Genomic DNA, 25,374 nt, shown 5'->3' on the forward strand with positions numbered 1-25,374 from the left:
GGCAGCAGACTAGTCCAGCCCGCAGGCCGCCGCCAGTTCCCCGATATTGCCGATCACCAGATGCGGCGCGCGCGCCGGGGGCTGGGCGGCCCATTCCTGTGCGCTGGTGCTGCCGCTTGTCACGGCGATGCCAATCGCGCCGGTGCTGCGCGCCATCTGCATTTCGGCCACGGCATCATCGCCGACCACGCCCACACCCTGCATGGGGACGCCCAGCGTTTCGGCAATCACTTCCATCGCGTGGAGCGAAGGCTTGCCGCAAGGTTCCGGTTCCACCCCGGTCACGCGGGCAATCGCGCCGTTGATGGCGCAGGAATAGCCAAAGCTGCGGCCTTCCCTGGTCGCAAAAAACGGAACATCCGAAGCCGAGAGCAACGCGGCCCCGTCCAGCACGCGCTCGCAGGCGAGGTGGATGTGATCCATCACGCAGTCCGGGTGCCAGGCGACATAGACCGCATCGGCGCTCTTCGCCGCCTCATCACCCAGCATCGAGCAGGTCACGCCCAGTTCGGTGAGCGCCTCGGCCACGCTGTCCAGCCCCAGCACCAGCACATTGGAATAGCGGCGCGCGCACATCACCTTGGCCGCCACCGAATTGGGCGTGAAAAGCTGGGCGTCGGGAATGGGCAGGCCGACATCGCGCAGTTTCGGCCCCTGCACGCGTGACGGGTAGGCGCTGCCATTGGTCAGCGCGATCCACGGGATGCCGCGCCGGTTCAGATCCTCCAGCGCCTCGGCCGCGCCGGGAATGGCGGTGTAGCCGCCCAGCTTGCGGTTCGAAAGGATCAGCGTGCCGTCGAGGTCGAACATGAAGCCTTTCGGCTGGCGTGGTAAGGTCATGCCGAAACCTCCAGCTTGAAATCGCCCTTGGCGATCTCGAACGCGGAGACATCGCGGCGTTTCAGCACTTCGCGCACCAGCGCCATCACCGCCACCGTATCGGGATCGTATTCGCGCGGCGCGGGGCCGGCGGCCTGCATCGCATCGACCAGTTCGGCGGGCATGGTGGCACGCAGCAGGAATTCCTCGTCCGAGAGGTTTTCCCCGATGCGTTTCCGCAGAGTCTTGAGGTCGGCCATGCCGGTTTCGGCCTGCAATTCCCTGGTGCGCGGATTGGCCATGATGCGGTCCATCACTTGCGGATCGACCGGCGCGTTGGGCCGCCCGAACTTGCCGATGGCAAAACGGATGATCTCGTCCGGGATCACGCCCCAGCGTTCCTTGCCCGTCACATTCATCACCGCCTGCGTTTGCAGCATCTGGGCAAAGGGCGTCATCACGATGGGCCAGCCCAGTTCCTGCCGCACGCGGCCGATTTCCTCGATCACCGCGCCTTCCAGATGCGGCACGCGCTGGTCGGCCAGATGGCGGCGCATCGTGCCCACCATTCCGCCGGGCAGATTGTGATGGAAATAGGCGGCGTCAAACGCCATCGGGCTGCCGGTGGGAAGCCCTTCGGCCTCGGCCACGGCAGTCCAGAAATCGGCCACTTCCTGCGCCGCCTCGTCATCGATCGGCACATCGTGACCCGCTGCGCGCAAGTTTGCGATCATGCGCGTGATCGGCGGGTTGCTGGTGCCGTCCGCTGCGCCGCCGCTGGCGCATTGCACCGCCGCCACGCCCAGATCCGCGGCCTCCAGACAGGCCGGTTCGGCAAGGCCGATGGTGCAGTGGTTGTGCAGTTCCAGCTCCTTGTCGCCAATCTCGGCCAGAATGGCGGGGATCAGCGTCTGCGCGCGCTTGGGGGTGAGCAGGCCACCCGGATCCTTGATATACAGCGCGTCGATATCGGGGCTGGCTGCCATCAGGCGGGCGGCGGTGGCATAATGCGCATCGTCATGGATGGGGCTGATCGAAAAGACCAGCGCGCCCACCACCTGTTCGCCGCCCGCACGCTTCACCAGCCGGGCGACTTCGACATTGCTGGCCGCATCGTTCATCGGATCGGCCAGCGCAAAGCGGCGAATGCCGTTGGTGGCCAGCGTGCGGAAGGCCAGCTCCATGAATTCGGGGCTGGCCGTCTCCCACGCGATGAAGCGGAAGCCGGTGGACAGGAACTGGAGCGGCGTGGTCTTGCAGATATCCGCCATCGCGCGGATGCGTTCCCACGGGTTCTCCTGCTTGTAGCGGACGGCCACACCCATATGGGTGGAAGTGGTGAAATCGATCGCCTTGTATCCGGCGCGCTCCATCGCAGGCGCGATGGTCAGCGTCTTGGCGGTGTTGACCCCCAGCGCGCCCCACAGACACTGGTTGCCATCGCGCAGACTGGTTTCGACAATGCGGATTGTCGCCATGTCAGCTTACCTTTACCCGGATAAGCGCCTGGCCTTCCTCCACCGCCTTGCCGTTTTCGGCGAGCAGCGCGGTCACCGTGCCGGCAACACCGGCGCGGATCGGGTTCATCAGCTTCATCACCTCGATAATCCCGATGGTCGTATCAGGGCCCACCGTGTCGCCAACCTGCACAAAGGGCGGTTCACCCGGACGCGGCGCGGCGTAGTAATTGCCGAGCAGCGGGGCGGGCACATCGACTTCTCCCGCGGCGGGGCCGCCAGCAGGGGCAGTTGCGGCAGAAGTCGGAGCAGGAGTTGGGGCAGCCGCGCGCGGCGCGGCACGCGGAGCAGGTTCGCTTACGCCTTCCTCGTCATCGGCCCAGCCGCCTCCACCCCCGCCATCGCGGCGGATGCGCAGACGAAATTCGCCCATGGTCAGGTCAAGGCTGGCGAACTGGCTTTCGTCCAGCAGCTTGGCGATTTCGGCAATATCCTTGCCGGTCAGTCGGGTCACTTCTTGCCCCCAAAAATGTTCATGATATGCGCCATCGGATTGGCGACCGGAGCAGCGACGGGCTTGGCCTCGGCATCCTTCACCGCCCACACCGTTTCGGGGCGCGATTGCAGCAGCAGGATATTGCCTGCCTTGTCCAGCGCCCATTCGATATCCTGCGGCTTGCCGTAATGGCGTTCCACCCGGCGGCCCACTTCGCGCAAGGCCAGCAATTGTTCGTCGGTAAGGCAGGGGGTGGTGCGCTCCTCGCCGTGCAATTCCACCTCGATAATGCCGCCGCCGGGGGCGGGCACCTGCTTGGCGTGCTTATCCGAAATGTCGCGCACCGAAATGTCGCCGGTGATCTTGCCGATCACCCAGCGATCCGGCGTCACTTCGCCCGATACGACCGCGCTGCCCAGCCCCCAGGCGCCCTCGATGGTGATGACGGACTTGTCACCCGTGGTGGGGCTGCGCGTGAACATCACGCCTGCGCAGGCGGCATCGACCATGCGCTGCACCACCACCGCCATCGCCACGCCGCTTTCGGGAAAATCCTGCTTGCGGCGGTAGGTCATGCTTTCCACCGAATAGAGGCTGCCCCAGCATTCGCGCACCTTCTGCGCCATCTCCTCCGGCGTCAGCACCCACAGGAAGGTATCCTGAAGCCCTGCAAAGCTGGCGTCCTCGGCATCCTCGGTGGTGGCGCTGGAACGCACGGCCACCGGCTGCCCATCGGCGCACAATTCGCGCATTGCCGCCATGATCGCGGTTTCGACCTGCGGCGGCATGGGTTCGCCCATCACGCGCGCGCGCAACTGTTCCGACAGCCGCGTGGCCGCGCCCAGATCGGTGGGGTCAAGCGCTTCCACCTTGTCGCGCACGCTCTCGCGCGCTTCGAGGGCGTTCAGGAACTCCTCAAAGGCGTGGGTGGTGACGACAAAGCCGGGCGGAACGGCGATGCCGGCCCGTGTCAGCTCACCCAGCGAGCCGCCCTTGCCGCCCACGGTGGGACGGTCGGCAATGCCGACATCGGCAAACCACGAAACCGCGTTGGACATGGCGTTCAGGCATCCTCCAGCACGGGCTCGGCAGCCGGTGCCACATCGTCCAGAATGGTCACAATGCCGCGCCCGCCATCGACGCGGATGCGCTGGCCGTCCTTGATGCGCAAAGTGGCCGTGCCGGTGCCGACCACCGCGGGCAGGCCGTATTCGCGCGCCACGATGGCCATATGGCTCATCGATCCGCCAATGTCGGATACCGCCGCGCTGATCTTCTGGAAGATGGGCGACCATGTGGGGTTGGTCACCTGACACACCAGAATATCGCCCTGCTCAAGGCGGCTGATTTCGCTGACCGATTTGACCACGCGCGCCGTGCCTTCGACCACGCCCGAACAGGCGGCAAAGCCCTTCAGTTCGTTCGTGTTTTCCGACCCGTCATCCAGCCAGCTGTCGAGGTTTTCGCGGGTGATGCCCCACAGCATATTGATCGCCGGATCGTCGATCGCATCGGGCACATTGCCAAGGGCAGGGGGCGTGGGGTGCCTGGCCCATTCGGCAATCGCGGCCTTGCGCGTCGCAATGATCGGCGGCCAGTGTTGCGGCCCGCGCGGCTCTGCGCCCACGCCCCAGCTGAGCATCAGATCCTGAATTGCGGCTTCCAGTTCATAGCGGGTGAGGTGGAACACGTCCTCTTCCACGCCGTCCGGCCCGAAAAAGCCGTGCGCCAGCAGCAGGCGGCCGAACTCGCGGATCTTGTTGAAGAACAGGTTGGTGTACCAATGCTCGCAATAGAACTTGTGCCCCTCGACATAGGGGAACACGCGGTGCGCCAGTTCGATCAACTGGTCGTAGGTCGCCTTGTCCTCCTCGGTATCGAGCAGTTCGCGGTAATCACGCACCAGCGCCTCGCGCTCTGCGATCAACTGCTCGGTCGGGCGCTCGATATTCTGGCCCGCCTTGATCTTCTCGATATAGCCGGGAAGTGCGGCAAACGGCATCGACAGGTCATCCTGCCAGCTGCGGTGATAGTGGTAGAAGCCATCGCCGCTGGACACGTTGAACCACGGGTTGCGGCTCACCTCCAGTTCGGCCAGCCAATCCTTGCCGCCACTGACCTTGTCCAGATCGGCCAGCACCTGATCGATGTTCACGCTGTCGGTGAAATGGTGATCGACGCCAAGCTCCACCGCGCGGCGGGCGAGGCGCTTCACCTCCTCGTCCGGGCGGAAGATTTCGGCTTCCATCCCGGCGACCATGCGGCTGATCGCCTGATCCGAAATCTCCGGGAAGGCCTTCTTGCAGAAATCGAAGAACGTCATGTAGGCGCCGTAACCCAGCAGCAGGAATTCGAAATGATGGTGCCACATCCGGTGGTACCCTTCGATCTGCTTCTGATAGATGTCGAGCAGGCTGTGGCTGGCGGCCACCGCATTGCCTTCCTTGAAGGTCGCCAGCGGCTCGTAATCGGGGAGGGACGGAGTGGGCAGCGCCTGCGCCTCGGCAATCAGCGCCTTCATCTTGTCCTTCCACTGGTCGTAAAGGCTCTCCCAGTTCTCGTAATACCAGAAGGCGCGCTGCTGGAATTCGCCCACGCGTTCGGCGATCTCGTCCGGATCGGTCACCACCACGCCGCCGATATAGACGCGCCCATTGATGATGCGGTGATCGACGCCCTTTGCCGTGGGCAGCACGTGCACGCGCGTGTTGAACGCGCCCATGGCGACATAGGCCGCCTCTGCCGTGATCATGTCGAAATGATGCATCGGTTCGGGGAAATGCATCGAATTATAGAACCAGAACTTGCCGTCATCTTCGGGCACGAACTGGGTGTAGTAGGGATAGGCGGCCTGCGCCGCTTCGGTGCCAGGCACCACGGTCAACGAACTGGGGAGGGGGAACCCCTTTTGCGTTTTCGTCACATTGTCACCTTTCAGCGTCGGGCCGATCGGTGAAAGCGCCAACCGGCCTGATGTTCGGCCTGATGTTCGGAGCGCCGCCCCGCCTCTTATGGGCGGTGGCGGCGCACCCAGGTCTCCTCTCCGAGCCTGAACTTGTGGACACTTCCTTTCGACCCGAAGCGCCGCAGACAATTGTCTTGATGGGGAGACTACTGCATCAAGCAGCATCGCGTGAGGATTCGCGCGCAGATCAAACAGGACAAAAGCGCAGGGCATTTTGTCTAACTTCTGGATCAAGGTTGCGGTAAATGATTGTTACTACAACAGAACTTTTCCTGATAGCGCTAACAATCATCCTCGCGGTCCCCTATCTGGTGTGGCGGGTTTTCAAGACGGATTACTTTGCACCGCTGGTGGTGGTGCAGATTGTGGCGGGCATCATCCTGGGGCCCGGTGTGCTGGGCGCGGCGTTCCCCGCCTATTATCAGACGATCTTCACGCCCGATGTGATCGGCGCGCTCAACGGCATAGCGTGGTGGGCGGTGATGATGTTCGTCTTTGTCGCCGGGGTGGAGCTTGATCTGGCGGCCGCGTGGAAGGACCGGCGCGAAACCGCGATCACGGCAAGCCTGGCCTTGATCGTGCCGTTGCTGGCAGGAGCGGCGGCGGCGGTTCTGATCCTGTCATGGCCCGGCTGGCTTGGTCCGCAGGGGTTCTATTACCAAGGCGTGCTGGGCATCGGCATGGCCTGCGCGGTGACGGCGCTGCCCATTCTGGTGCTGCTGATGGAAAAGCTGGAAATCTTCCGCAAAGAGCTGGGCCAGCGCCTGCTGCGCTATGCCAGTCTCGATGATCTGGCAATCTGGGCGGTGCTGGCGCTGATCCTGCTCGATGTGGAACGGATTGCGCGGCAGGGTGCCTTCCTTGTCTTCTTCATCGCAGCGGCATGGGCCATGCGCGCCCTGATGCGCCGCCTGTCGCAGAATGACCGCTGGTTCGTGGCGCTGGTGTGGCTGGCGATGTGCGGGCTGGTCGCGGACTGGGCGGGGCTGCATTACATGGTGGGCGCATTCCTGGCGGGCTGTGTGCTTGACCGGGAGTGGTTTGGGGAAGAGCGGCTGGATATTTTCCGCGGCGTGATCCTCCTCACCGTGATGCCGGTGTTCTTCCTGTCGACGGGCCTGCGCACCAGTTGGGAGGGCGGCGGGCTGGCGGTGTTCGCGGTGGCGGCGCTGCTGCTGGCGGCATCGGTGGGCGGCAAGGTGCTTGGCGTGCAGATCGCCGGGCGCATACTGGGCTGGAAAAAGGGCGAGGCGAGCGTGATCGGTTGGCTGCTTCAGACCAAGGCGCTAATCATGATCATCTTTGCCAATGTGCTGCTGGATAAAGACATCATCACCAGCCAGACCTTCACCGCGCTGTTGCTGATGGCGGTGGCCAGCACCATGCTGACCGTGCCGATGGTGACGCCGAAGCTGCGGAAACTGACGGGCGCAGCCTGACGATCAACTCTGCGGCGCATTGCCCGCGCGCCATTGGCGCGGGGTAATGCCGAAACGCTTGCGGAACAGGCGTGCAAAATAGGCCGGGTCGAGAAAGCCCGTGCGGTAGGCCACATCGGCAATCGCCAGCCCCGCTGCGCGCGGATCGGTCAGCATATCACCTGCCCGATCAAGCCGCGTGGCGTTGAGTTCCGCGACGAAGCTGGTGCCGCTGGCTGCCAGCAGCGTTTGCAGATAGCGCTTCGAAATGCCCACCTCGGCCGCCACGGTTTCGGGCGAGAGTTCGGGATCGGCATAATCCCGCTCGATCTGTCGCAGGATGCGCGCGGCCAGCTGGTTCTTGTGCCGGCCAATGCTGCGCACAGGCTCCGCTGCATCGGGCGAGCCGGTCGCCAGCGCCAGCAGGCTGCCGAATTGCTCTGCGATCAGTGGCCGGGGCAGCGGAGCGGCGTCCAGCCCGCCATCCATGATGGTTTCAATAAAGGCGCCCAGCGGCGCGCCCCACCCTTTACGCGCACAGATTGAACGGCCCAGCAGCGCTGCGGGATCGGGCACATACCGTTCCAGCCACCCCTGCGGCATCATCAGATCCACCGCTTCATGCGGTGTGGCCATTTCCATCTGGTAGAAGCGGGTATTGTCCAGCAGAACGAACTGGCCCGGCGCGACATCGAAGGTGCGCCCCCCGATCGAGGTCTTCAGCACCCCGCTGCGGGCGTAAACGAGCTGAATCGACGGAGTGGCGCGCATGGCCATGCCTTCGGTGCCGACATGAGTCACACGCTGCGCCGGCGCGTAGATTTGCAACAGGCGCAATTGCCCGATGCCATGGCTGACCCAGCGTGCGGCGAACGCGTTGGGATCGAAAACCTCCACTTCGATCGGGGCGATGGTGCTGGCAGCCCATTCGCGCCAAGCATCGATCGCCTCGGGCCGGGCGAGGCCGGTGCTGCTCCAGCTGGCGTCCTGCCGTGTATCCGGTAACGGGGCGTGTCGGGCCATGCGGGCAGGCTAGTCAAGCCGTGGGGGAACGGCAAGATTCCATTGCGCTTGCCGGTTTTGCTGTGCGCGCTACTTTGCCGGGCACACGAATTGTGTGGTGGGAGAGAACGCACATGGGAAACAAATGCCGCCTGATCGCCTGTGAAGAAGCCTGGACGATCCCCGAAGTCGCCGCCGAATTGCAGAAGGTTGCCCGCAGCCCGACGCAAAGCCTCGACAAGCTGCTGGTGAAGGGCATTTACGACGCCGACCACGATACCAGCGGCTATGGCAAGATGAACTTCCTCAACGGCCTGCTGGATGTGGAAGAACAGCGCCTGCCGCAGATGGACGAATATGGCGTGGATATGCACCTGCTAACGCTGACCGCGCCCGGCGTGCAGATGTTCGATGCCGATACCGCCACTGAACTGGCTGCCCTTGCAAACGATCGCCTGGCTGAAATCTGCGCCAAGCGTCCCACGCGTTTTGCCGGCCTTGGCAGCTTTGCCCCGCACAGCCCCAAGCGCGCGGCAAAAGAGGTTGAGCGGGTGATGGGCGAACTCAAATTGAACGGCCTCATCGTCAACGGGCATACCAATGGCGACTATTTCGATGATTACCGCTTCTGGCCGATCTTCGAGGCGGCCGAGGCGCTCGATGCGACGATCTATATCCACCCGCGCGGGCCGTCCGACACGCTGAAAGGCCCGTTGCAGGACTATGCCATGGACAGCGCCATGTGGGGTTACGGCGTGGAAGTGGGCACCAATATGCTGCGCATGATGGCCAGCGGCCTGTTCGATCGCTTTCCCAAATTGCGCATCTGCGTGGGCCATATGGGCGAGATGGTGCCCTACTTCATCTGGCGCATCAATTTCATGAACAGCCGTGCGCAGAAAGTGGGCCGCGCGCCCAAGACCGAGCGGAGCATGGAGGAATATTTCCGCGACAATTTCGTGTTCACCACCAGCGGTGTGGAAGACCCGTTGGCGTTGCGCTATGCCATCGACCGGATGGGGATCGACAATGTCATCTGGGCGATCGATTACCCCTACCAGCCGATGAAGCCCGCGGTCGATTTCATCGAGAACTTCGCCTGCACCGATGCCGAGCGCCACGCCCTGTGCCACGGCAATGCGGAGCGGGTGTTCCATATCGCGCCCGAATAAGGAAACGCATCGCATGGCCAAAACCCCGCTGGCTGGCATCAAGGTCGTCGAACTTGCCCGCATCCTTGCCGGGCCGTGGGCCGGGCAGGTGCTGGCGGATCTGGGTGCAGATGTGGTCAAGGTGGAAAGCCCCGGCGGCGATGACACGCGCGGCTGGGGCCCGCCCTTTATCGAGCGTGCCGATGGCAGCCGCGACGCCGCCTATTTCCACGCCGCCAACCGCGGCAAGGCGAGCATAATCGCCGATTTCCGCGATCCGCATGATCTGGCCCATGTGCTCGACCTGATCCGCGATGCGGATGTCGTTATCGAGAATTTCAAGCTGGGCGGGCTTGTCCCCTTCGGCCTTGATTACGAGAGCGTGAAAGCGATCAATCCGCGGGTCGTCTATTGCTCGATCACCGGATTCGGGCAGGACGGCCCCTATGCCGCGCGGCCCGGTTACGATTTCATCGTGCAGGGGATGAGCGGGATCATGGACCTGACCGGCGCGCCCGATGGCCCGCCGATGAAGATCGGTGTCGCCTATGCCGATATATTGACCGGACTTTACGCGGTGATCGGCATTCAGGCCGCGCTGCATATGCGGCAGCAGACGGGGCAGGGGCAGATGGTCGACATGGCGCTGCTCGATGTGATGGTGGGCACGCTGGCCAATCAGGCGATGAATTATCTGGCAAGCGGGCACTGTCCCACGCGGCTGGGCAATGCGCATCCCAATATCGTGCCCTACGAGGCGTTCGCCTGCGCCGATGGCTGGGCGATCATCGCGGTGGGTAATGACAGCCAGTTTGCGCGGCTGGCCGATCTGCTCGACCTGAACCCGCCTGAGAATTGGGCAACCAATGCAGGCCGCGTGGCCGACCGGGCGGCAGTGTCAGCTGCTGTTGCCGGCCGCACACAGGATTGGGAGCGCGACGCCCTGCTCGCCGCGCTGGAGGGGGAGGGCATCCCCGCCGGGCCGATCAACACGGTGGAGCAGGCGCTGGCCGATCCGCAGATTGCGGCGCGCGGCATGGTGCTGAGCATGGCGGAAGGCATTCGCGGCCTGCGCACCCCCATCCGCTTTTCCGATGCCGATCTGGCGGCACCGCGCCCGTCGCCCATGCTGGGCGAGGAAGGATAGGGCGGCACGTCTTGACGCCCGTCAATGCATGGCTGCCCCTGCCGTAGGAGAAGGGCACGGAAAGGCGGCTTCTCCATGACTCATCGAGCGGCAGTTTCGCGTTACAGCACGGTGTCCATCGCTCTGCACTGGTTGATGCTGGCGCTGTTCATCGGCGTTTATGCGGCCATCGAACTGCGCGAATTCTATCCCCGCGGGAGCGATGCGGGTGAGGCGATGAAGGCATGGCATTTCACGCTGGGCCTCTCGGTCTTTGCGCTGGTTTGGCTGCGGATCGTGGCGCGGCTGCTTATGCCCACGCCGGCTCCGCTGAATGAACCGGCATGGCGCAGTCTGGCGGCAAAGGGTGTGCATCTGGCGCTGTATGCGCTGATGATAGGGATGCCGCTGGCGGGCTGGGTGATCCTGAGCGCGGAGGGTAACGCGATCCCCTTTTGGGGCTTCAGCCTGCCGGCTATTGCCCCGGTTGACCGCAATCTGGCGCACAATGTGGAAGAACTGCACGAACTGGGCGGCACGCTGGGATACTGGCTGATCGGCCTGCACGCCGCCGCATCGCTGTTCCACCATTATGTGCTGAAGGACGGGCTGATGCGGCGGATGATGCCCGGCCCGGTCTGACGCCTAGCTGCGCGTTTCGTACACCACATGGCCCACCGCCGTATTGCTGGCAGGCACACGGTAGAAGCGGTGCTTTTCCTCCACGCCGTAACCCAGCGCGGCGCGCATGATCAGCCACATGATCAGTTCGATCCCCTCAGTGCCCGCCTCGCGCAGATATTCAAGGCGCGTCATCGGCACCAGTTCCTCCGGCTCATGCGCCAGCAGATCGATAAAGCGCTGGTCGAACTCGGCATTGATGAGGCCCGCGCGCGTGCCCTGCAACTGGTGGCTCATTCCGCCTGTGCCCCAGACCTGCACCTTCAGGTCTTCCGGAAAGGTCTTGACCGCGTTGCGGATCGCCTCGCCCAGCTTCCAGCAGCGTTCGCCCGACGGAGTGGGAAACTGGGTAACATTGACGGCCAGCGGGATGACCTTGCACGGCCATTCTTCGGGCTGGCCGAACACGAGGCTGAGCGGCACGGTCAGGCCGTGATCGACATCCATCTCGTTGATCAGCGTGATGTCGAATTCGTCGATCACCAATTGTTCGGCAATATGCGCGGCCAGATCCAGATGGTTGTGCACCACGGGCACGGGGCGGCGGCCCCAGCCTTCATCGGCGGGCAGGAACTCCTCCGCAAAGCCGATGGCGAAAGTGGGCACGATGTCGAGCATCAGGGCCGATGCGTGATCGTTGTAGCACAGGATCACCACGTCGGGCGTGTTGTCCTTCACCCATTCCTTGACGAATTCGTAGCCTTCGAAAACCGGCTTCCAGTATTCGTCGCCCGTGCGGCCATTGTCGATTGCGGCGCCGATGGCGGGGACGTGGCTGGTGGCGATGCCGGCGGTGATGCGGGCCATGGTATCAGTTTCCTTCGCGCTTGGAACGCAGGCCTTCGGGCGAACGGCCGCCTTCCAGCATCATCCTGGCGTAATCCTCCGCGCTCATTCCGCTCATCGAGGAGACAGCTTTCTGCGCGCTCCACCCGTCGGTGCTGGCAATCTTGACGAGGAAATACATATTGCCGCCCAGCTCAATGAGGCGGGTGAGGTCGCGCGCCAGCACGGCCTGCTTCTGCTCCTCGGTCATCTTGAACCGGTCGAGATAGGCGCGCTCGTCCGCGCGGAAGGCGGTGCGGTTGTCCTCCTGCATCAGGCTCATGCAGAATTTGTGCAGGTGATAGGCCTGGCGGCTGCGGCGGGCGTTGAAAACCAGCGTGCCGGGAATGTCTTCCAATTCGTCGAGCGAATAAAGGCGGGTGCGCGGCATTGGTGTGGCCCTTTTCGGTTGGCCCTAGCGGATGGACAGGCAGCGCGCCCTATCAGCGCGATTTGCGCGCGACCATACACCACACCTTGCGATTTTTGCACCACCTCTTGCGCGAAACGCGGCGATGGTCAGGTGTTCCTGTAATTGAGATACCAGCTTCGCGCACCTTCGTAGAGCTCTTCCTCGAAACTGCGCACCTTGCCGCTGTCCACCTGCTGGCGGGTCTGAAGCAATACGGCTTCCGGCAGCAATTCGTCGAATTCGATCCCCGCCTCGCTGCCGCGGTGCCAGACGACGCGGCCGAACGCTTCGAATCCCATCCAGCTGAGCACGGCATCGCGGCTGACTTCGAATGGCTGGCGCGCCGCGACGTGCGCGCCCGATTGCGACAGATCCGCAAGGCAAACCGTATATTGCCCCGCCAGCGTGATCAGCTGCGCGGGCACGCCAAGCCGCAACCGCGCATCGCGCCGGCGGCCGATCGGGACAGCAGGTTTGCGGGCCATTTCCATGGCGCAAACCATGCCCCGAAAGATGCTGAAAGCGCTCCAGCGCGCACCTAGGGATGGTTACCTAAGCCTCAGCGCACATCCATCACTTCCTCGCTGCGGCATTGTTCATAGGTGCTCCAGCCCGAACAGATGCCATAGGGGCCGCGGATGAAGATTGCCTCGATCCGGGTGATGAGGCCGCCTTCAACCTTGAACAATTCGCCCAGTTGCCATGTCCAGTTGATCGGCCGGTGATCGAAAAAGGCGAAGGCGAAAACGACACCGCGTTCCTGATCGACCGCCACCACGCGCCGGTCGCGCACGCTGGTGACGGTGCCGACAAGGCTGGTCTCGAACTGGCCCCGGCAGGTCTGCACGCTGCCGAAAGCCGGACGGTCGGGCAAAGCGGCGCGCTCGGCATCGGAGGCCGCGGCAATCATGCCGTTTTCCAGCCGCAGGCAATCCTCGCTGAAGGGGTAGAAATCGCGCGTGGTGTTGCGCTCCACCGCTTCGAAATAGGCGTTGGCATATTCGACAAGCTCGGCGCGCGAATGGCGCTCGCCTTCGGGCACGGCTCGCAAATATCCAGGCCAGGGCGATCCGATGGCTTCCACCGCGGCTCCGGTGGCGGGGAAGGGGTCGCTCGACGGGCCGCTTGCCGCGCCCAGCGGCCGGTCGGGCCGGGCGACGACCTGTTCGGCTTCGGAAATCCGTCCCTCGCGGTCGATCCGCAGGCGCAGCGAAATGCCCACGGCTTCCGGATCGCGCATTGCGCCGGTGGCCGATGTGCCCGCCTGCTCCTTCACGGTGACAAGCGCGGCAACCTGACCCGTCACCACATCGGGCACGATCAGCCGATAACCCTGCGGCGAAACCGTTGTGGCCCACAGCCCTTCATTGCCCAGCGGCAATTGCACGCCGTTTTCGGTGAAGCGGACATTGCGGGCAAACAGATCGTCCGCCACCACCCCGTCGCTCATCGCTTGCAGATAGCGTTCGACATAGCTTTCCAGACAAGCCCGGTCGCAGCTGCGCGGCTCCATCTCCAGCGGAACGCCGGCGACCGCGTGCACCGATTGCGCAGCTGATTGCGCGGCGGTGGGCGCGGCCATGCCGGCCATGGACAAGGCGGTGGCCGCCGCAAGACCTGCGCGGATTGCGTGCTTCATAACTCTCTCCCCCGTTATGGTGTGGGGGGAGAGTGTATCGGCAATGCGCGTGCAGGAAAGCGGCAAATTGTAACAGGCCCGGCGCGCTATTCCGCCACTGATCTCTTGTAGCCGGGCCGCGCCTGCAACCGCTGCCAATAGGCGGCAACGTGCAGCGGCAGGGTGATCTCGCACCGGGTAAACTCGGCCAGAAGGAAGGCGTAGCCGATGGAGATATCCGCGATGGTAAAGCGTTCCCCGGTCACAAAGCTGCGCCCGTCCGCCAGATGGTTGTCGAGAAAGGCGAGCCGCTTTTCCAGTTGCGAAAGCTGGTCGGCAATCGTCGCATTGGTCTGTTCGCCGGTGAACACGCGGGTGCGGAAAATGGTGCCGATGGGTGTTGCCAGATCGGCCTCGCCAAAATGCAGGAATTGCAGATGCGCGGCGTAATGCGCCGGATCGGGGCGCGGGCCGACGGCAAGCGCGGTTGCCGCCTCGTTCCCCGCCACCAGCCGCCGCCCGGTGATGTAAAGCAAGATGGCGATGCTTTCGAACATGGTGATGGGCGTTTCCGCATCATCATCGGTGATCGTGGGCACAGCGCCCAGCGGGTTCACCGCCAGGAAATCGTCAGGCACCGGGATGCCGAAGGTTTCGAGGTGGTACGGCTCCTGCATCTCTTCCATCAGCCAGACGATGCGCTGGCTGCGCGAATTGGGCACGTGGTAGATGGTGATCATGGCGCTGGCTCTCCCTCCTTTGCCGCAATGGAATCAGGTCTTTGCGTGGGGGCTGTTTCGCAGCAGATCGTCCACCACCGATGGATCGGCCAGCGTGCTGGTATCGCCCAGATTGCCCACATCGTTTTCCGCGATTTTGCGCAGGATGCGGCGCATGATCTTGCCGCTCCGCGTCTTGGGCAGGGCGGGGGCGAACTGCACCACATCCGGGGTTGCGATGGGGCCGATCTCCTTGCGCACCCAGGCGATCAGCTCACGGCGCAGATCGTCGGTATCCTCCACTCCGTCCATCGTGGTGACATAGGCGTAGATGCCCTGTCCCTTGATGTCGTGCGGCATTCCCACCACCGCAGCTTCAGCCACCTTGTCATGCTCCACCAGCGCGCTTTCGATTTCCGCGGTGCCCATGCGGTGGCCGGAGACATTGATCACATCGTCGATGCGCCCGGTGATCCAGTAATAGCCGTCCGCGTCCCGGCGGCAGCCATCGCCGGTGAAATACTTGCCCGGATACTGGGTGAAATAGGTCTGGATGAAACGCGCGTGATCGCCGTAGACGGTGCGCATCTGCCCCGGCCAGCTGTCGGTGAGGACCAGAGCGCCTTCGTTTGCGCCTTCCAGCACATGGCCGTTGGCCGGATCTACCAATTGCGGCTGCACCCCGAACAGCGGGAAGCTGGCGCTGCCGGGTTTGAGCGCGTGTGCGCCGGGCAGGGGCGTGATCATGTGCCCGCCGGTCTCGGTCTGCCACCATGTGTCGGCAATCGGGCAGCGGCCATCGCCCACGACATTGTAATACCATTCCCAGGCTTCGGGATTGATCGGTTCGCCCACACTGCCCAGCAGGCGCAAGGATTTGCGGCTGGTGCGCGCCACCCATTCATCCCCTTCGCGCATCAGCGCGCGCAGGGCCGTGGGGGCGGCGTAGAAGATCTCCACGCCGTATTTGTCCACCACCTGCCAGAAGCGGCTGAAATCAGGGTAATTGGGCACGCCTTCGAACATCAGCGTGATCCCGCCGTTCATCAGCGGGCCGTAAACGACATAGGAATGGCCCGTGACCCAGCCGATATCCGCCGCGCACCAGTAGACCGGGCGCGATCCGTCGGGATTGGGCTGGTAATCGAAGGTGTATTGGTGCGTCATGCTGGCCCACACGCCATAACCGCCTGTGGTGTGCAGCACGCCCTTGGGCTTGCCGGTCGAGCCGCTGGTGTAGAGGATGAAGAGCGGGTCTTCCGCGTTCATTTCCTCGGCCGGGCAATCCGTGCTGTGGGCGGCAACGGCGGTTGCCCAATCCACATCGCGCCCTTCGATGAACGGCACATCGGCGCCTGTGTGGCGCAGCAGGATGACGGTATCGACGCGCACCTTGGCGCAAGCGGCATCGACATTGGCTTTCAGCGGCACCTTCTTGCCGCCGCGCAGCCCTTCATCGGCGGTAATCACCACGGTGCTGGCGCAATCCGCGATGCGTCCGGCCAGCGCATCGGGCGAGAAGCCGGCAAAGACGATCGAATGCACCGCGCCAATACGCGCGCAGGCGAGCATGGCAACGGCAGCTTCGGGCACCATCGGCAGATAAATCGTCACCCGGTCGCCGCGCTTCACGCCGTGGCTTTTCAGGAGGTTGGCAAAGCGGCAGGTCGCCTCATGCAACTCGCGGTAAGTCAGAGAGCGGGCGGGTGTATCGGGATGGTCCGGTTCCCACAGGATCGCCACCTCGTCGCCCAGCGTGTCCAGATGGCGGTCAAGGCAATTGGCCGACAGGTTCAGCGTGCCGTCGGCAAACCAGTTGATGCGGAAATCGTCCGCCGCAAAGCTGGTATCCTTGATCTGTGTGGGCACGCGCATCCAGTCCAGCCGGTGCATTTCCTTCGCCCAGAAGCCAGCGGGATCGTTGACCGATTGCGCATACATCTGCGCATAGCGTTCCGCGTTGATCAGTGCGCGCGCCGCCCATTCGGCGGGCACCGGATGGCTCTTGTGTTCGTGCATTGCGTGGCTCCGGTTGGACTTGGGCCGAACTGGTAGGAAATTGCGCGGCCTAGCGCCAGAGGGCATCCAGCGCGGGCAACAGATGGTCGCGGTGCTGCGCGGGGATGCGGGCCAGCAAAGAAGCCTCGAATGCCTCGATAACGCCGCGTGCCTGTTCCATGGTCGCGCGGCCCGCATCGGTCAGCACCAGACCTTGCGATTTGCCGTCCAAGGGGTTGCGCGCGATCAGGCCGGCATCCTCCAGCCGTTTCAGCAGCGGCACCATATTGGCGCGCTGAATATCCAGCTGCCGCCCAATCGCGCTGGCCGTGACATCGGGATTGGCGTCCACCAGCAGCAGAATGGTGGCGTCCACCTGCTTCAACCCAAGCAAAGCCAGCCGCGCGGCGAGGTCTGCCGCGGTGGCATTGGCGGCGCGGCGCAGGGCATAGCCGGGATAGCGGGTGAGAGGATCGCGCATCGTGGGTGGAGCATAGCGATTGTTGTTGCTCATAACAATCCCCGCCGCTAAATGCGCGGTCAGCCCCATGCGAAGCGGCGCCTGAGTCGAGGATTCGGTCGCGGTTTCGCCAGCAAGGAGAGAATGTCATGGCGCAGCCTTCACAACCCGATCCCCGCCCGCAGGAAGAAACCGTCCGCTACGAAATCATCGACAATGTCGCGTGGGTCTATTTCAACCGCCCCGACAAGCGCAATTGCCAGAGCCCCAAGCTCAACCGGCAGATGAAGATCGTTCTGGAAGAGCTGGAATTCCGCGACGATGTGCTGGTCCTCGTGCTGACCGGTGAAGGCACCGCCTGGTCGGCGGGCATGGACTTGCTCGAATATTTCCGCATGACCGAAGCCGAAGGGCTGGGCGCGATCCGCCGCTCGCAGCGCGAGGCCTACAGCTGGTGGGAACGCCTGCGCTGGTATGAAAAGCCGACCATCGGCATGATCAACGGCTGGTGCTTTGGCGGTGCCTATGGCCCGCTGTTCGCCTGCGACATTGCGATTGCTTCTGACGATGCGCAGTTCGGCCTGTCCGAAATCAACTGGGGCATCCTGCCCGGCGGCGGCGCGTCCAAGGTGGCGGCGGAACTGATGCCGCTGCGCAAGGCGATGTATCACGCCATGATGGGCGAAAACCTCACCGGCAAGCAGGCCGAAGCGCAGGGTCTGGTGACCGAAAGCGTGCCTGCCGACCAACTGAAAGCCCGCGTGCAGGAAATCGCCGACAAGCTGAAGGCCAAGGACACGCACGCCGTGCGCGCCACCAAGTGGGCCATGCGCCGCGTGGTCGACATGAGCTATGAAGATGCGGAAGATTACCTGATCCGCGCGCAGGAAGCGCTGCACAGCTTTGGCGGCGTCGCCGCGCGCAAGGAAGCGACCCGTCAGTTCCTTGACGAGAAGAGCTTCAAGCCGGGCCTTGGCACGTTCGACAAGAGCAAGCTGAAGAACGACTGATGCTTATCCCCCTCCCGCTTGCGGGAGGGGGCATTTGACCGAGACAGGAGAGAGTTTCGATGACCACCCGCCGCTTTACCAACGAACAGATCGACCGCCTGCTGCGCCCCAAATCGGTGGCGGTGATCGGCGCGTCGGACCGGCATGGCGCGCTGGGGGCAACGCTGCTCAACAACCTGGTTCAGTATGAATTTGCGGGCGACATCTACCCGGTGAACCCCAAGCGCGACGAACTGCTGGGCCTGAAAGTCTATCATACCGTGGCCGACCTGCCGCATGGCGTCGATTGCGCGGTGCTGGCGATCCCGCGCCCCTTCGTGCTCGATACGGTGCGCCAATTGGCAGAGCGTGGCTGCGGCGCGGCGGTGATCTATTCGGCCGGCTTCTCCGAAGCGGGCGAGGAAGGGATGCGCGACCAGCTGGAACTGGGCCGCATCGCCGCCGAATACGGCATGGTGATCGAAGGGCCGAACTGCCTTGGCTGCACCAATTACGTCGCGCGCGTGCCGCTGACTTTCGTCGAAACCAACATGAAATCGCCCCCGAAGGGCACGCGCGCTGTCGGCATTGCCAGCCAGTCGGGCGCGCTCGCCGCCGTGCTTGCCACCGCGCTGCATCCGCGCGGCCTTTATGTCTCGACCTCGGTCTCCACCGGCAACGAAGCGGCGGCCGGCGTCGAAGATTTCGTCGAATGGCTGGTGGATGACCCGGACACCCACGTCATCGCCATGTATGTGGAAAGCCTGCGCCGTCCGCGCGCCTTCATCGCCGCTGCGCGCCGCGCCCGTGCGGCGGGCAAGCCCATCGTGATGCTGCACCCCGGCAAAAGCTCCAAGGCGCAAGAAAGCGCCGCCACGCATACCGGCGCGATGGCGGGCGATTACGCACTGATGAAGGCCAAGCTGGGCCGCGAAGGCGTGATCTTTGCCGACACGCTGGAAGAGCTGGCCGACATCACCGAGATCGCACTGCGCTGCAAGAGCCTGCCCGGCGCGGCGATGGCGGTGCTGGGCGAAAGCGGCGCGCTGCGCGGCCTCGCCTTCGACATTGCCGAGGATATCGGTCTTGATCTGGTGCATCTGGACGATGATAACTCGCCCGAACTGCGCGCGATCCTGCCCGATTTCGTGCCCGTGTCGAATCCCACCGACATTACCGCGGTGGGCCTGTCGGAACCTGAAATCTACACCAAGGTGCTGACCGCCCTGCTGGCGGATGACCGCATCGGATCGGTGGTGGCCTCCATCATCCAGTCCGATCCGATCACCAGCAAGATCAAGTTCCCCGCCATCATCAAGGTGCTGGAGGGCGGCACCTTTGCCAAGCCGCTGGTCTTTGCCGGGGTGGATGAAGGCGCAAATGTGCCGGAAGAATATATCGAGGGCCTGCGCAAGGTGGGCATTCCCTGGTTCCCCAGCACCGAACGCGCCTATCGCGCGATTGCGCGGCTGGCCGACCTTTCCAAGCGTGACCTTTCCGACCAGTCGCTTGCCCCGCTTGCCGTCGATGGCCTTGATGCCGTCAGCGGCGTGGTGCCCGAATACAAGGCGAAGGAATTGCTGCGCCCGCTGGGCATCAGCTTCCCCGAAAGCCGCTTTGCCGCCACCGCGGATGATGCGGTCGCTGCTGCCGAAGCCATCGGATATCCGGTGGTGATGAAGGGGCAGGCCGCCGCGCTGGGGCACAAGAGCGATGCGGGCGCGGTGCTGCTGAACCTCAAGAATGCGGACGAAGTGCGCGCCGCGTTTGACCGTATGTTCACCAATGTCGCGGCCTATGATGCATCCATCGCGCTCGATGGCGTGCTGGTGGAAAAGATGGGCCGCATGGGCACCGAGATGATCGTGGGTGCCAAGTCCGATCCCGAATGGGGGCCGGTGGTGCTGGCGGGCTTTGGCGGGGTGACGGCCGAAATCCTCAAGGACGTGAAGCTGTTCACCCCCGATATGGGCAAGGAACAGGTGGTCGCGGGCCTGCTGGGCCTGAAGCAGGCGGCGATTCTGAAGGGCTGGCGCGGCGCGCCTGCGCTGGATGTGGACGCGCTGGCTGACCTGATCGTCCAGATGGGCCGGGTGATGGCCGGCAATCCGCGCATCCGCGAAATCGACCTCAACCCCGTGATCATCCATCCCAAGGGTGAAGGCGTGGTCGCGCTCGACGCGCTGATGCTGGTTGAGGGCTGAGCCGGGCTTGACCCCGGCTGCCATGTCCGCTTTCCTTGGCACAAGGAGGGCGGATGATGCGCAAGCAGAATATTCTGGCAATGCTGGCGGCGGCCCCGCTGGCCGCGTGCGGCAGCGGGGAAGCGGCTGAAGCGCAGCCGGAGGCGGCCGTGGTAGAGGCGCTGCCGCTGCCGCTGGGTTTCTATATCAGCGATGGGGAAAGCTGCGGCTCGGCATCCAACGCCACGCTGATCCTGCTGCACCGGACAGGCATTAACTCCTCGCGCGAGCCGTGCGAATTCAGCCGGATAGAGCAAGTGGCGCCCAGCACATTCCAGGTTGCGCAAAGCTGTTCGGACAATGGTGAGGCCTGGGGGGGCGAGACCACGATTTACGAAGTCGTGGCCCAGGTTGAGGTGACGGGCGAGCATTCGTTTCGGATGACGTATGATGCGGACAGCAAGCCGGTTGACTGGACCCATTGCCCGCAATCCAGCCTGCCCGATCCGTGGCGGGACAACGACATTAGCGATTTGATCGGCGGCTGATCCTAGCCCCGCCGCCGCGTGCTGTAATCGATGCGGATGCGCACCCAGCTGCCCACCAGCGAATCGTCGCCCCGACGCGGTGGGCGCACCTGGAATTGCCACGCCATTGCCAGCACGGCGCGCATCATGTTGGAACCGGCGGGATATTCCTCCAGCCCCACGCAATCCTCCACCCGCCAGCCGGGTGCGGTGCGGCACGCGATCAGGGCCATTCCGGGCTGGGCGGTGGAGAGGTATCCGGCCATTTCCTGATCGGTCGGCTCCTTGTACCAGCGCGCGGCGTAGAGCGGCGAGCCATCGGGCGCGGTGCCCACCACCGCGCTGTCATTGGCGGTTGACCGTGCGGGCGCGGCGGGGCCGGAGGCTTCCTCGCGCAGGCGCACGCCGATCGTGGAGCCGCTGGGCGCGTCCGGGCGGCGGCGTTCTTCCTGCGGCGTGGGCACCGGTTGGGTAAGCGGTGTGGGGGTTGACTGGGGGCGCGGCAGGGGCAGGGCCGAGGGGAGCGGCGGGGCAGCCTGTTCCACCGGCGCGGCGGGAAGCGGCACAGGCGGCGCGGCCTGCGGTGCCTCCTCTGCCGCCGGCTGCTCCTCGGCAGGGGTGTCGGCGTCCTCCGCGCGGTCGAATTGCACGCTGACCAATGCCTCCTCCGCCGATCCCGGCCCGATGATGCCCGTGCCCAGTGACAGCAGCATCAGCAGCAGCAGCGCTTCGAGCAGCAGCGCAAGGGCAAGGCCCATGCCCTTGGCACCAAGCCGCTGGCGCAGTTCCCTGAGGCTGGCGGGGAGAGTGACGGAACCGGGGAAGATGGCAATCAACCTTTGCGCATATGCTGCCTGCACCCCATCGCCTTGCCCGGCCTGCGATGCAAGGGCTGCGTTTCTTGATTCGTCGCAAAGACATCAGCGGCGGCCGCTGCGACAGATGCGCACGTGTCACGAAACTGTAATGCCCTCTGCCCAAGACCTGCGGCGCAGGGGCAAGCGTTGGAGGGGCGACTCAGCACATCATGGTGCATCTGGCGAACAGCGAACCGGACTGGGTGACCTTTGCGCGCGACCTTGGCGACGATGTGTCGACCGAGGAATGGGTTCTGCTGGCCGAACTGTCGGGCGTGCTTGGCGCATGGCCCGCCCGCAGCGCGGTGGCGCGGCGGGCACTGGATGAAGCGGCGCGGCAATTGCAGCGGATGGCGGTGCAACAGGCGGACTGACCGGCAGGGTCAGAACGCCGAAATCCCGGTGATCGCGCGGCCCAGGATCAGCGCGTGGACATCGTGCGTGCCTTCATAGGTGTTGACCGTTTCGAGGTTCAGCATATGGCGCATCACCTGATATTCCTCGGAAATGCCGTTGCCGCCGTGCATATCGCGCGCCGCCCGTGCCACATCCAGCGCCTTGCCCACATTGTTGCGCTTGACGATGGAAATCATGTCGGGCGCGAAGCGGCCTTCGTCCATCAGCCGGCCCACGCGCAAGCTGGCTTGCAGGCCCAGCGCAATTTCGGTGAGCATATCGGCCAGCTTTTTCTGGAACAGCTGGTTGGCGGCCAGCGGGCGGCCAAACTGCTTGCGGTCAAGGCCGTATTGCCGCGCGGCAGCGAGGCAGAATTCGGCCGCGCCCATCGCGCCCCACGAAATGCCGTAACGCGCGCGGTTGAGGCAGCCGAACGGCCCCTTCATCCCCTCCACGCCCGGCAGCAGCGCGCCGGCGGGCAGGCGCACATCGTCCATCATGATCATGCCGGTGGTGCTGGCGCGAAGGGACAGCTTGCCCGCGATCTTGGGTGCCTCCAGCCCGGCCATGCCCTTTTCCAGCACGAAGCCGCGCACCTTGCCGCCATGCGCTTCGGACTTGGCCCAGACCACGAAGACATCGGCAAAGGGGGAATTGGAAATCCAGGTCTTGGCGCCTGAAATGCGGTAACCGTCCCCATCGGCCTTCGCCACGGTGCGCATTCCGGCGGGGTCGGACCCGGCATCGGGTTCGGTCAGGCCGAAGCAGCCGATCAATTGCCCGCTGGCAAGGCCCGGCAGATATTTCTGCCGCTGCTCTTCCGAGCCATAGGCATGGATCGGATACATCACGAGGCTGGACTGCACGCTCGCCATGCTGCGATAGCCCGAATCCACCCGCTCGATCTCGCGCGCGACGAGGCCATAGGCGACATAGCTGGCGCCCGCGCCGCCATATTCGGGCGGGATGGTCACGCCCAGCAGGCCCGCTTCGCCCATTTGCGGGAACAGCTCGCGCGCGTCGGCTTCGTGCGCGAAATCCGCGATCACACGCGGTTGCAGCACATCTTGCGCAAAGCCGTGCGCGGCATCGCGGATCATCCGCTCCTCGTCGGTCAACTGATCGTCGAGATTGAGCGGATCGGCCCAGTCAAAAGGCACCATCTGGGTCATTGGGGGGCGGCCATCAAACAAGTCTCCTTTGAAACCGCCTTAGCTGCCTTGCCTGATGAAGCCAATGCCTGCTTTCGGGAGCCTGCTTATGGCGTCCTTACCGGTTGCCGAATTGCGCGGCAAAGCCCGCGCTGTCACCTGCGGCCAACAGGCGCGCCTGGGCGACCCACTGGTCGCGCCTTATGCGTCCGGCAAAGCGGCCCATCTGCGCGTCCACCCGGTCAATCGCGGCATCGTCCCATGCGGCAATCTGGGCGAAAGTGGTCACGCCCATGCCGTTCAGCTGCGCGGCGATCTTGGGGCCAAGGCCCTTGATCAGGGTCAGGTCATCCGCGGCTGCGCTCGCGGCAACTGGCGCGCCATCCTCGGCAGAGGCCACCGCCGCATCGGGCGCGGCTTCGGGAACGGGCGGGGGAATCGTCTCCTTCACCACCGCGGGCGGAGCGTCGATCAGCGCCTGGTTGCGCTTCGCCTGCTCCTCGCCTGCGTCGCCGTCGCGCTGGATGCGCGCCTTGCGGTTGGCGGCGATCACGAACCACATCACCAGCAGCAGCACGAACAGCGCCGCCACCAGAAGCGCTGCATTCGCCTGAATCATTTCCGCCATGTCAGACCCCTCAAACCTGTGTCCGCAGCTTATGCAGGCTTGTCGTCATCCTGCAAGCGGCGGCGGAACAGCACGCGGTCTTCCGGGCCAAAGCCGCGCGTCCAGATGACCCAGCCATAGGCCGCCAGAATGGCCGGGATGCCAAAGGCCAGTTCCATCCATTCGGGCAGCAGGATCGCAATCTGCCCCACCACCACCGCTGCGGCGCAGGCCCACAGCAGCGGCCATCGCCAATTGTTGATCGGATGGCCCAGAATGCGCCCCAGCATTGTGGCCTTGACCAGCGAAGCCACGCCGAGCGCCAGCATGAGCGCCCCCGCTGCTGCGGCGGCGCGGTAGTAATCGGCGCTTTCGGGCTGTGCGAAATCCACCCGGCCGATGATGACCATCAACACCACGGTGAGCAGGCCTTGCAGCACGATGGTGCCGATCGACACCCACAGATTGCGCAGGCGGGCGACATAGACCAGCGCGGCTTCGGCCACCACGGCAGTTGCCGCCACCACTTCGGCCATCAGCAGGAAGGCCAGCGCGCCCGTGCCCGGCACGAATTCCCCACCCTTGCCGAACAGGCCCATCAGCGCCTCGCCCGGAATGCCCAGCGCCAGCGCGATGCCCGCCTGCGCCGCCACGATCCAGAACCCCACCTGGCACACCTGCCGCGCGATGGCGGCATAGTCCTTCTCCTTCAGGCGCGCGGTGATGACCGGGCCAAGGATCGGCTCGAAACTGGTTTTCAGCTTCTGCGGCAGGCTGGCCACCTGCTGCGCCATGTAATAGATGCCCACCGCCACCGGCCCGGCAAACAGGCCCAGGATGAAGATGTCGAGCCGCCGCGTGCCCCATTCGATTGCATCGGCCACGGCCAGCGGGATGGCGCGCGCGGTCATCCGCCACAGCCGCACCGGATGTGGTGACCATTGGCGCGGCAGGCCATAGCTGCGGATATAAGACCACAGCGCGGTGGCAAGGCCGGCATAGATCGAGGCGAGGTAGGCCATGGCCAGCCCCGATTCGCGCAAGGGGCCGACATAAAAGAACACGCCCGCCAGGAGAGAGATCGTCCACGGCTCCACCACGGCGCGCGCACGCACGGTGGTGGCGATGTCGTAGCGATAGGCTTGCGCCGCCAGCACGATCTCGGTCAGGGCATAGCCGGGTATGGCCAGCACGATCCACACGTCGAGATCGGAATAGATGCCCGAAGGGAACAGCGGCGCGGGCACGAAATAAAGCGCCGCCGCCGCCACACCTGACAAGACCAGTGCCACCAGCATGGCATCGGCAATCAGGCCCGCCGGGTCGGCTTCCTTGCCATCGGCAAGCCGCTGCGCCAGCCCGCGCTTTTCCCCGATCGAACAGACGAGCGCGAGCAATTCCACGATGACGAGAGCGGAGGCAAAGCGTCCCACCGCCGCCGCGCCATACAGCTGGCCTGCGATGAACAGGAACGGCAGCCGCGCCAGCAGGCGAAGCAGGAACCCCATGAAATTGGT

The 25,374-nt window shown here is 64.4% G+C and carries 25 protein-coding genes; 8 read left to right on the forward strand and 17 right to left on the reverse strand.

Features of this window, described 5'->3' with window-relative positions; genetic code table 11:
• Positions 1 to 9: 9 nt before the first annotated feature.
• Genes WFP44_RS10030 through WFP44_RS10050 form a run of 5 tightly spaced genes read right to left on the reverse strand, consistent with a single transcriptional unit; the run spans position 10 to position 5,695 of the window.
• Positions 10 to 840, reverse strand: a complete 831-nt coding sequence (locus WFP44_RS10030) for an HAD-IIA family hydrolase (protein WP_336926425.1) — start codon at positions 838 to 840, stop codon at positions 10 to 12.
• Positions 837 to 2,297 (reverse strand): biotin carboxyl carrier protein, encoded by a 1,461-nt coding sequence (locus WFP44_RS10035; protein ID WP_336926426.1) that lies wholly within the window; start codon positions 2,295 to 2,297, stop codon positions 837 to 839. Before WFP44_RS10035 ends, WFP44_RS10030 begins: the two co-directional genes overlap by 4 nt.
• A gap of 1 nt (position 2,298) precedes the next feature.
• Positions 2,299 to 2,790 carry an acetyl-CoA carboxylase biotin carboxyl carrier protein gene (locus tag WFP44_RS10040; RefSeq protein WP_336926427.1) on the reverse strand — a complete coding sequence of 164 codons (492 nt, stop codon included), beginning with the start codon at positions 2,788 to 2,790 and terminating at the stop codon, positions 2,299 to 2,301.
• Positions 2,787 to 3,830: a PEP/pyruvate-binding domain-containing protein gene (locus tag WFP44_RS10045; RefSeq protein WP_336926428.1), complete on the reverse strand. Its 1,044-nt coding sequence runs from the start codon at positions 3,828 to 3,830 to the stop codon at positions 2,787 to 2,789. Before WFP44_RS10045 ends, WFP44_RS10040 begins: the two co-directional genes overlap by 4 nt.
• 5 nt (positions 3,831 to 3,835) lie before the next feature.
• Positions 3,836 to 5,695 carry a PEP-utilizing enzyme gene (locus tag WFP44_RS10050; protein ID WP_336926429.1) on the reverse strand — a complete coding sequence of 620 codons (1,860 nt, stop codon included), beginning with the start codon at positions 5,693 to 5,695 and terminating at the stop codon, positions 3,836 to 3,838.
• A gap of 287 nt (positions 5,696 to 5,982) precedes the next feature.
• Between WFP44_RS10050 and WFP44_RS10055 the strand changes: the two genes are divergently transcribed.
• The gene (locus WFP44_RS10055) at positions 5,983 to 7,176 is read left to right on the forward strand and encodes a cation:proton antiporter (RefSeq protein WP_336926430.1); all 1,194 of its coding nucleotides are present in this window, start codon (positions 5,983 to 5,985) and stop codon (positions 7,174 to 7,176) included.
• Positions 7,177 to 7,179: 3 nt separating this feature from the next.
• Here WFP44_RS10055 and WFP44_RS10060 read toward each other — a convergent pair whose 3' ends face one another.
• A complete protein-coding gene (locus tag WFP44_RS10060; RefSeq protein ID WP_336926431.1) occupies positions 7,180 to 8,178 on the reverse strand; it encodes a helix-turn-helix domain-containing protein in 999 nt (332 codons plus the stop codon).
• Positions 8,179 to 8,291: 113 nt separating this feature from the next.
• On the opposite strand from WFP44_RS10060, the gene WFP44_RS10065 reads away from it, so the two are divergent.
• The 3 genes from WFP44_RS10065 (at position 8,292) to WFP44_RS10075 (ending at position 11,076) form a co-directional block, all read left to right on the forward strand.
• Positions 8,292 to 9,329: an amidohydrolase family protein gene (locus tag WFP44_RS10065; protein ID WP_336926432.1), complete on the forward strand. Its 1,038-nt coding sequence runs from the start codon at positions 8,292 to 8,294 to the stop codon at positions 9,327 to 9,329.
• A gap of 13 nt (positions 9,330 to 9,342) precedes the next feature.
• On the forward strand, positions 9,343 to 10,455 hold the full coding sequence (locus tag WFP44_RS10070) for a CaiB/BaiF CoA transferase family protein (RefSeq protein WP_336926433.1): 1,113 nt from the start codon (positions 9,343 to 9,345) through the stop codon (positions 10,453 to 10,455).
• 75 nt (positions 10,456 to 10,530) lie between these two features.
• The gene (locus tag WFP44_RS10075) at positions 10,531 to 11,076 is read left to right on the forward strand and encodes a cytochrome b (protein WP_336926434.1); all 546 of its coding nucleotides are present in this window, start codon (positions 10,531 to 10,533) and stop codon (positions 11,074 to 11,076) included.
• Positions 11,077 to 11,079: 3 nt separating this feature from the next.
• Here WFP44_RS10075 and WFP44_RS10080 read toward each other — a convergent pair whose 3' ends face one another.
• From WFP44_RS10080 to WFP44_RS10110, 7 genes are all read right to left on the reverse strand, one after another.
• On the reverse strand, positions 11,080 to 11,922 hold the full coding sequence (locus WFP44_RS10080) for a class III extradiol dioxygenase subunit beta (RefSeq protein ID WP_336926435.1): 843 nt from the start codon (positions 11,920 to 11,922) through the stop codon (positions 11,080 to 11,082).
• A 4-nt stretch (positions 11,923 to 11,926) separates the two neighbouring features.
• On the reverse strand, positions 11,927 to 12,331 hold the full coding sequence (ligA, locus tag WFP44_RS10085; RefSeq protein WP_336926436.1) for a protocatechuate 4,5-dioxygenase subunit alpha: 405 nt from the start codon (positions 12,329 to 12,331) through the stop codon (positions 11,927 to 11,929).
• 128 nt (positions 12,332 to 12,459) lie between these two features.
• Entirely contained in the window at positions 12,460 to 12,837 is a 378-nt protein-coding gene (locus WFP44_RS10090) for a PilZ domain-containing protein (RefSeq protein ID WP_336926437.1), read from the reverse strand.
• 74 nt (positions 12,838 to 12,911) lie between these two features.
• Entirely contained in the window at positions 12,912 to 13,991 is a 1,080-nt protein-coding gene (locus WFP44_RS10095; RefSeq protein WP_336926438.1) for a DUF8021 domain-containing protein, read from the reverse strand.
• An 86-nt stretch (positions 13,992 to 14,077) separates the two neighbouring features.
• Positions 14,078 to 14,710: a glutathione S-transferase family protein gene (locus tag WFP44_RS10100; RefSeq protein WP_336926439.1), complete on the reverse strand. Its 633-nt coding sequence runs from the start codon at positions 14,708 to 14,710 to the stop codon at positions 14,078 to 14,080.
• Positions 14,711 to 14,743: 33 nt separating this feature from the next.
• A complete protein-coding gene (gene acs / locus WFP44_RS10105; protein WP_336926440.1) occupies positions 14,744 to 16,708 on the reverse strand; it encodes an acetate--CoA ligase in 1,965 nt (654 codons plus the stop codon).
• A 49-nt stretch (positions 16,709 to 16,757) separates the two neighbouring features.
• Complete coding sequence (locus WFP44_RS10110; RefSeq protein ID WP_336926441.1) at positions 16,758 to 17,201, reverse strand: MarR family winged helix-turn-helix transcriptional regulator; 444 nt, start codon at positions 17,199 to 17,201, stop codon at positions 16,758 to 16,760.
• 95 nt (positions 17,202 to 17,296) lie between these two features.
• On the opposite strand from WFP44_RS10110, the gene WFP44_RS10115 reads away from it, so the two are divergent.
• Genes WFP44_RS10115 through WFP44_RS10125 form a run of 3 tightly spaced genes read left to right on the forward strand, consistent with a single transcriptional unit; the run spans position 17,297 to position 20,867 of the window.
• Complete coding sequence (locus tag WFP44_RS10115; protein WP_336926442.1) at positions 17,297 to 18,157, forward strand: p-hydroxycinnamoyl CoA hydratase/lyase; 861 nt, start codon at positions 17,297 to 17,299, stop codon at positions 18,155 to 18,157.
• Between the two features lie 59 nt (positions 18,158 to 18,216).
• Entirely contained in the window at positions 18,217 to 20,340 is a 2,124-nt protein-coding gene (locus WFP44_RS10120) for an acetate--CoA ligase family protein (protein ID WP_336926443.1), read from the forward strand.
• A 53-nt stretch (positions 20,341 to 20,393) separates the two neighbouring features.
• Complete coding sequence (locus WFP44_RS10125) at positions 20,394 to 20,867, forward strand: hypothetical protein (protein WP_336926444.1); 474 nt, start codon at positions 20,394 to 20,396, stop codon at positions 20,865 to 20,867.
• A 2-nt stretch (positions 20,868 to 20,869) separates the two neighbouring features.
• On the opposite strand, the gene WFP44_RS10130 is transcribed toward WFP44_RS10125, so the two are convergent.
• Entirely contained in the window at positions 20,870 to 21,706 is an 837-nt protein-coding gene (locus WFP44_RS10130) for a hypothetical protein (protein ID WP_336926445.1), read from the reverse strand.
• Between the two features lie 167 nt (positions 21,707 to 21,873).
• Here WFP44_RS10130 and WFP44_RS10135 point away from each other — a divergent pair, with 167 nt between their 5' ends.
• Positions 21,874 to 22,077 carry a hypothetical protein gene (locus tag WFP44_RS10135; RefSeq protein ID WP_336926446.1) on the forward strand — a complete coding sequence of 68 codons (204 nt, stop codon included), beginning with the start codon at positions 21,874 to 21,876 and terminating at the stop codon, positions 22,075 to 22,077.
• A 9-nt stretch (positions 22,078 to 22,086) separates the two neighbouring features.
• On the opposite strand, the gene WFP44_RS10140 is transcribed toward WFP44_RS10135, so the two are convergent.
• The 3 genes from WFP44_RS10140 to WFP44_RS10150 all read right to left on the reverse strand — a co-directional run bounded on the left by WFP44_RS10140 (position 22,087) and on the right by WFP44_RS10150 (position 25,365).
• On the reverse strand, positions 22,087 to 23,262 hold the full coding sequence (locus WFP44_RS10140; RefSeq protein ID WP_336926551.1) for an acyl-CoA dehydrogenase: 1,176 nt from the start codon (positions 23,260 to 23,262) through the stop codon (positions 22,087 to 22,089).
• A 106-nt stretch (positions 23,263 to 23,368) separates the two neighbouring features.
• Positions 23,369 to 23,878 (reverse strand): hypothetical protein, encoded by a 510-nt coding sequence (locus tag WFP44_RS10145; protein WP_336926447.1) that lies wholly within the window; start codon positions 23,876 to 23,878, stop codon positions 23,369 to 23,371.
• A 29-nt stretch (positions 23,879 to 23,907) separates the two neighbouring features.
• Positions 23,908 to 25,365, reverse strand: coding sequence for a lipopolysaccharide biosynthesis protein (locus tag WFP44_RS10150; protein WP_336926552.1), 1,458 nt, complete (start codon positions 25,363 to 25,365; stop codon positions 23,908 to 23,910).
• Positions 25,366 to 25,374 lie beyond the last annotated feature (9 nt).

Origin of the sequence: Alteraurantiacibacter palmitatis (assembly GCF_037154115.1) — a bacterium.
GTDB classification, from domain to species: domain Bacteria; phylum Pseudomonadota; class Alphaproteobacteria; order Sphingomonadales; family Sphingomonadaceae; genus Alteraurantiacibacter; species Alteraurantiacibacter palmitatis.

What these genes read in the sequence shown, in the direction of transcription:
- WFP44_RS10030 (WP_336926425.1), bottom strand. Translation starts at nt 840, where the DNA reads ATGACCTTACCACGCCAGCCGAAAGGCTTCATGTTCGACCTCGACGGC.
- WFP44_RS10035 (WP_336926426.1), bottom strand. Translation starts at nt 2,297, where the DNA reads ATGGCGACAATCCGCATTGTCGAAACCAGTCTGCGCGATGGCAACCAG.
- WFP44_RS10045 (WP_336926428.1), bottom strand. Translation starts at nt 3,830, where the DNA reads ATGTCCAACGCGGTTTCGTGGTTTGCCGATGTCGGCATTGCCGACCGT.
- WFP44_RS10055 (WP_336926430.1), top strand. Translation starts at nt 5,983, where the DNA reads ATGATTGTTACTACAACAGAACTTTTCCTGATAGCGCTAACAATCATC.
- WFP44_RS10060 (WP_336926431.1), bottom strand. Translation starts at nt 8,178, where the DNA reads ATGGCCCGACACGCCCCGTTACCGGATACACGGCAGGACGCCAGCTGG.
- WFP44_RS10065 (WP_336926432.1), top strand. Translation starts at nt 8,292, where the DNA reads ATGGGAAACAAATGCCGCCTGATCGCCTGTGAAGAAGCCTGGACGATC.
- WFP44_RS10070 (WP_336926433.1), top strand. Translation starts at nt 9,343, where the DNA reads ATGGCCAAAACCCCGCTGGCTGGCATCAAGGTCGTCGAACTTGCCCGC.
- WFP44_RS10075 (WP_336926434.1), top strand. Translation starts at nt 10,531, where the DNA reads ATGACTCATCGAGCGGCAGTTTCGCGTTACAGCACGGTGTCCATCGCT.
- WFP44_RS10080 (WP_336926435.1), bottom strand. Translation starts at nt 11,922, where the DNA reads ATGGCCCGCATCACCGCCGGCATCGCCACCAGCCACGTCCCCGCCATC.
- ligA (WP_336926436.1), bottom strand. Translation starts at nt 12,331, where the DNA reads ATGCCGCGCACCCGCCTTTATTCGCTCGACGAATTGGAAGACATTCCC.
- WFP44_RS10090 (WP_336926437.1), bottom strand. Translation starts at nt 12,837, where the DNA reads ATGGCCCGCAAACCTGCTGTCCCGATCGGCCGCCGGCGCGATGCGCGG.
- WFP44_RS10095 (WP_336926438.1), bottom strand. Translation starts at nt 13,991, where the DNA reads ATGAAGCACGCAATCCGCGCAGGTCTTGCGGCGGCCACCGCCTTGTCC.
- WFP44_RS10100 (WP_336926439.1), bottom strand. Translation starts at nt 14,710, where the DNA reads ATGATCACCATCTACCACGTGCCCAATTCGCGCAGCCAGCGCATCGTC.
- acs (WP_336926440.1), bottom strand. Translation starts at nt 16,708, where the DNA reads ATGCACGAACACAAGAGCCATCCGGTGCCCGCCGAATGGGCGGCGCGC.
- WFP44_RS10110 (WP_336926441.1), bottom strand. Translation starts at nt 17,201, where the DNA reads ATGAGCAACAACAATCGCTATGCTCCACCCACGATGCGCGATCCTCTC.
- WFP44_RS10115 (WP_336926442.1), top strand. Translation starts at nt 17,297, where the DNA reads ATGGCGCAGCCTTCACAACCCGATCCCCGCCCGCAGGAAGAAACCGTC.
- WFP44_RS10120 (WP_336926443.1), top strand. Translation starts at nt 18,217, where the DNA reads ATGACCACCCGCCGCTTTACCAACGAACAGATCGACCGCCTGCTGCGC.
- WFP44_RS10125 (WP_336926444.1), top strand. Translation starts at nt 20,394, where the DNA reads ATGATGCGCAAGCAGAATATTCTGGCAATGCTGGCGGCGGCCCCGCTG.
- WFP44_RS10135 (WP_336926446.1), top strand. Translation starts at nt 21,874, where the DNA reads ATGGTGCATCTGGCGAACAGCGAACCGGACTGGGTGACCTTTGCGCGC.
- WFP44_RS10140 (WP_336926551.1), bottom strand. Translation starts at nt 23,262, where the DNA reads ATGGTGCCTTTTGACTGGGCCGATCCGCTCAATCTCGACGATCAGTTG.
- WFP44_RS10145 (WP_336926447.1), bottom strand. Translation starts at nt 23,878, where the DNA reads ATGGCGGAAATGATTCAGGCGAATGCAGCGCTTCTGGTGGCGGCGCTG.
- WFP44_RS10150 (WP_336926552.1), bottom strand. Translation starts at nt 25,365, where the DNA reads ATGGGGTTCCTGCTTCGCCTGCTGGCGCGGCTGCCGTTCCTGTTCATC.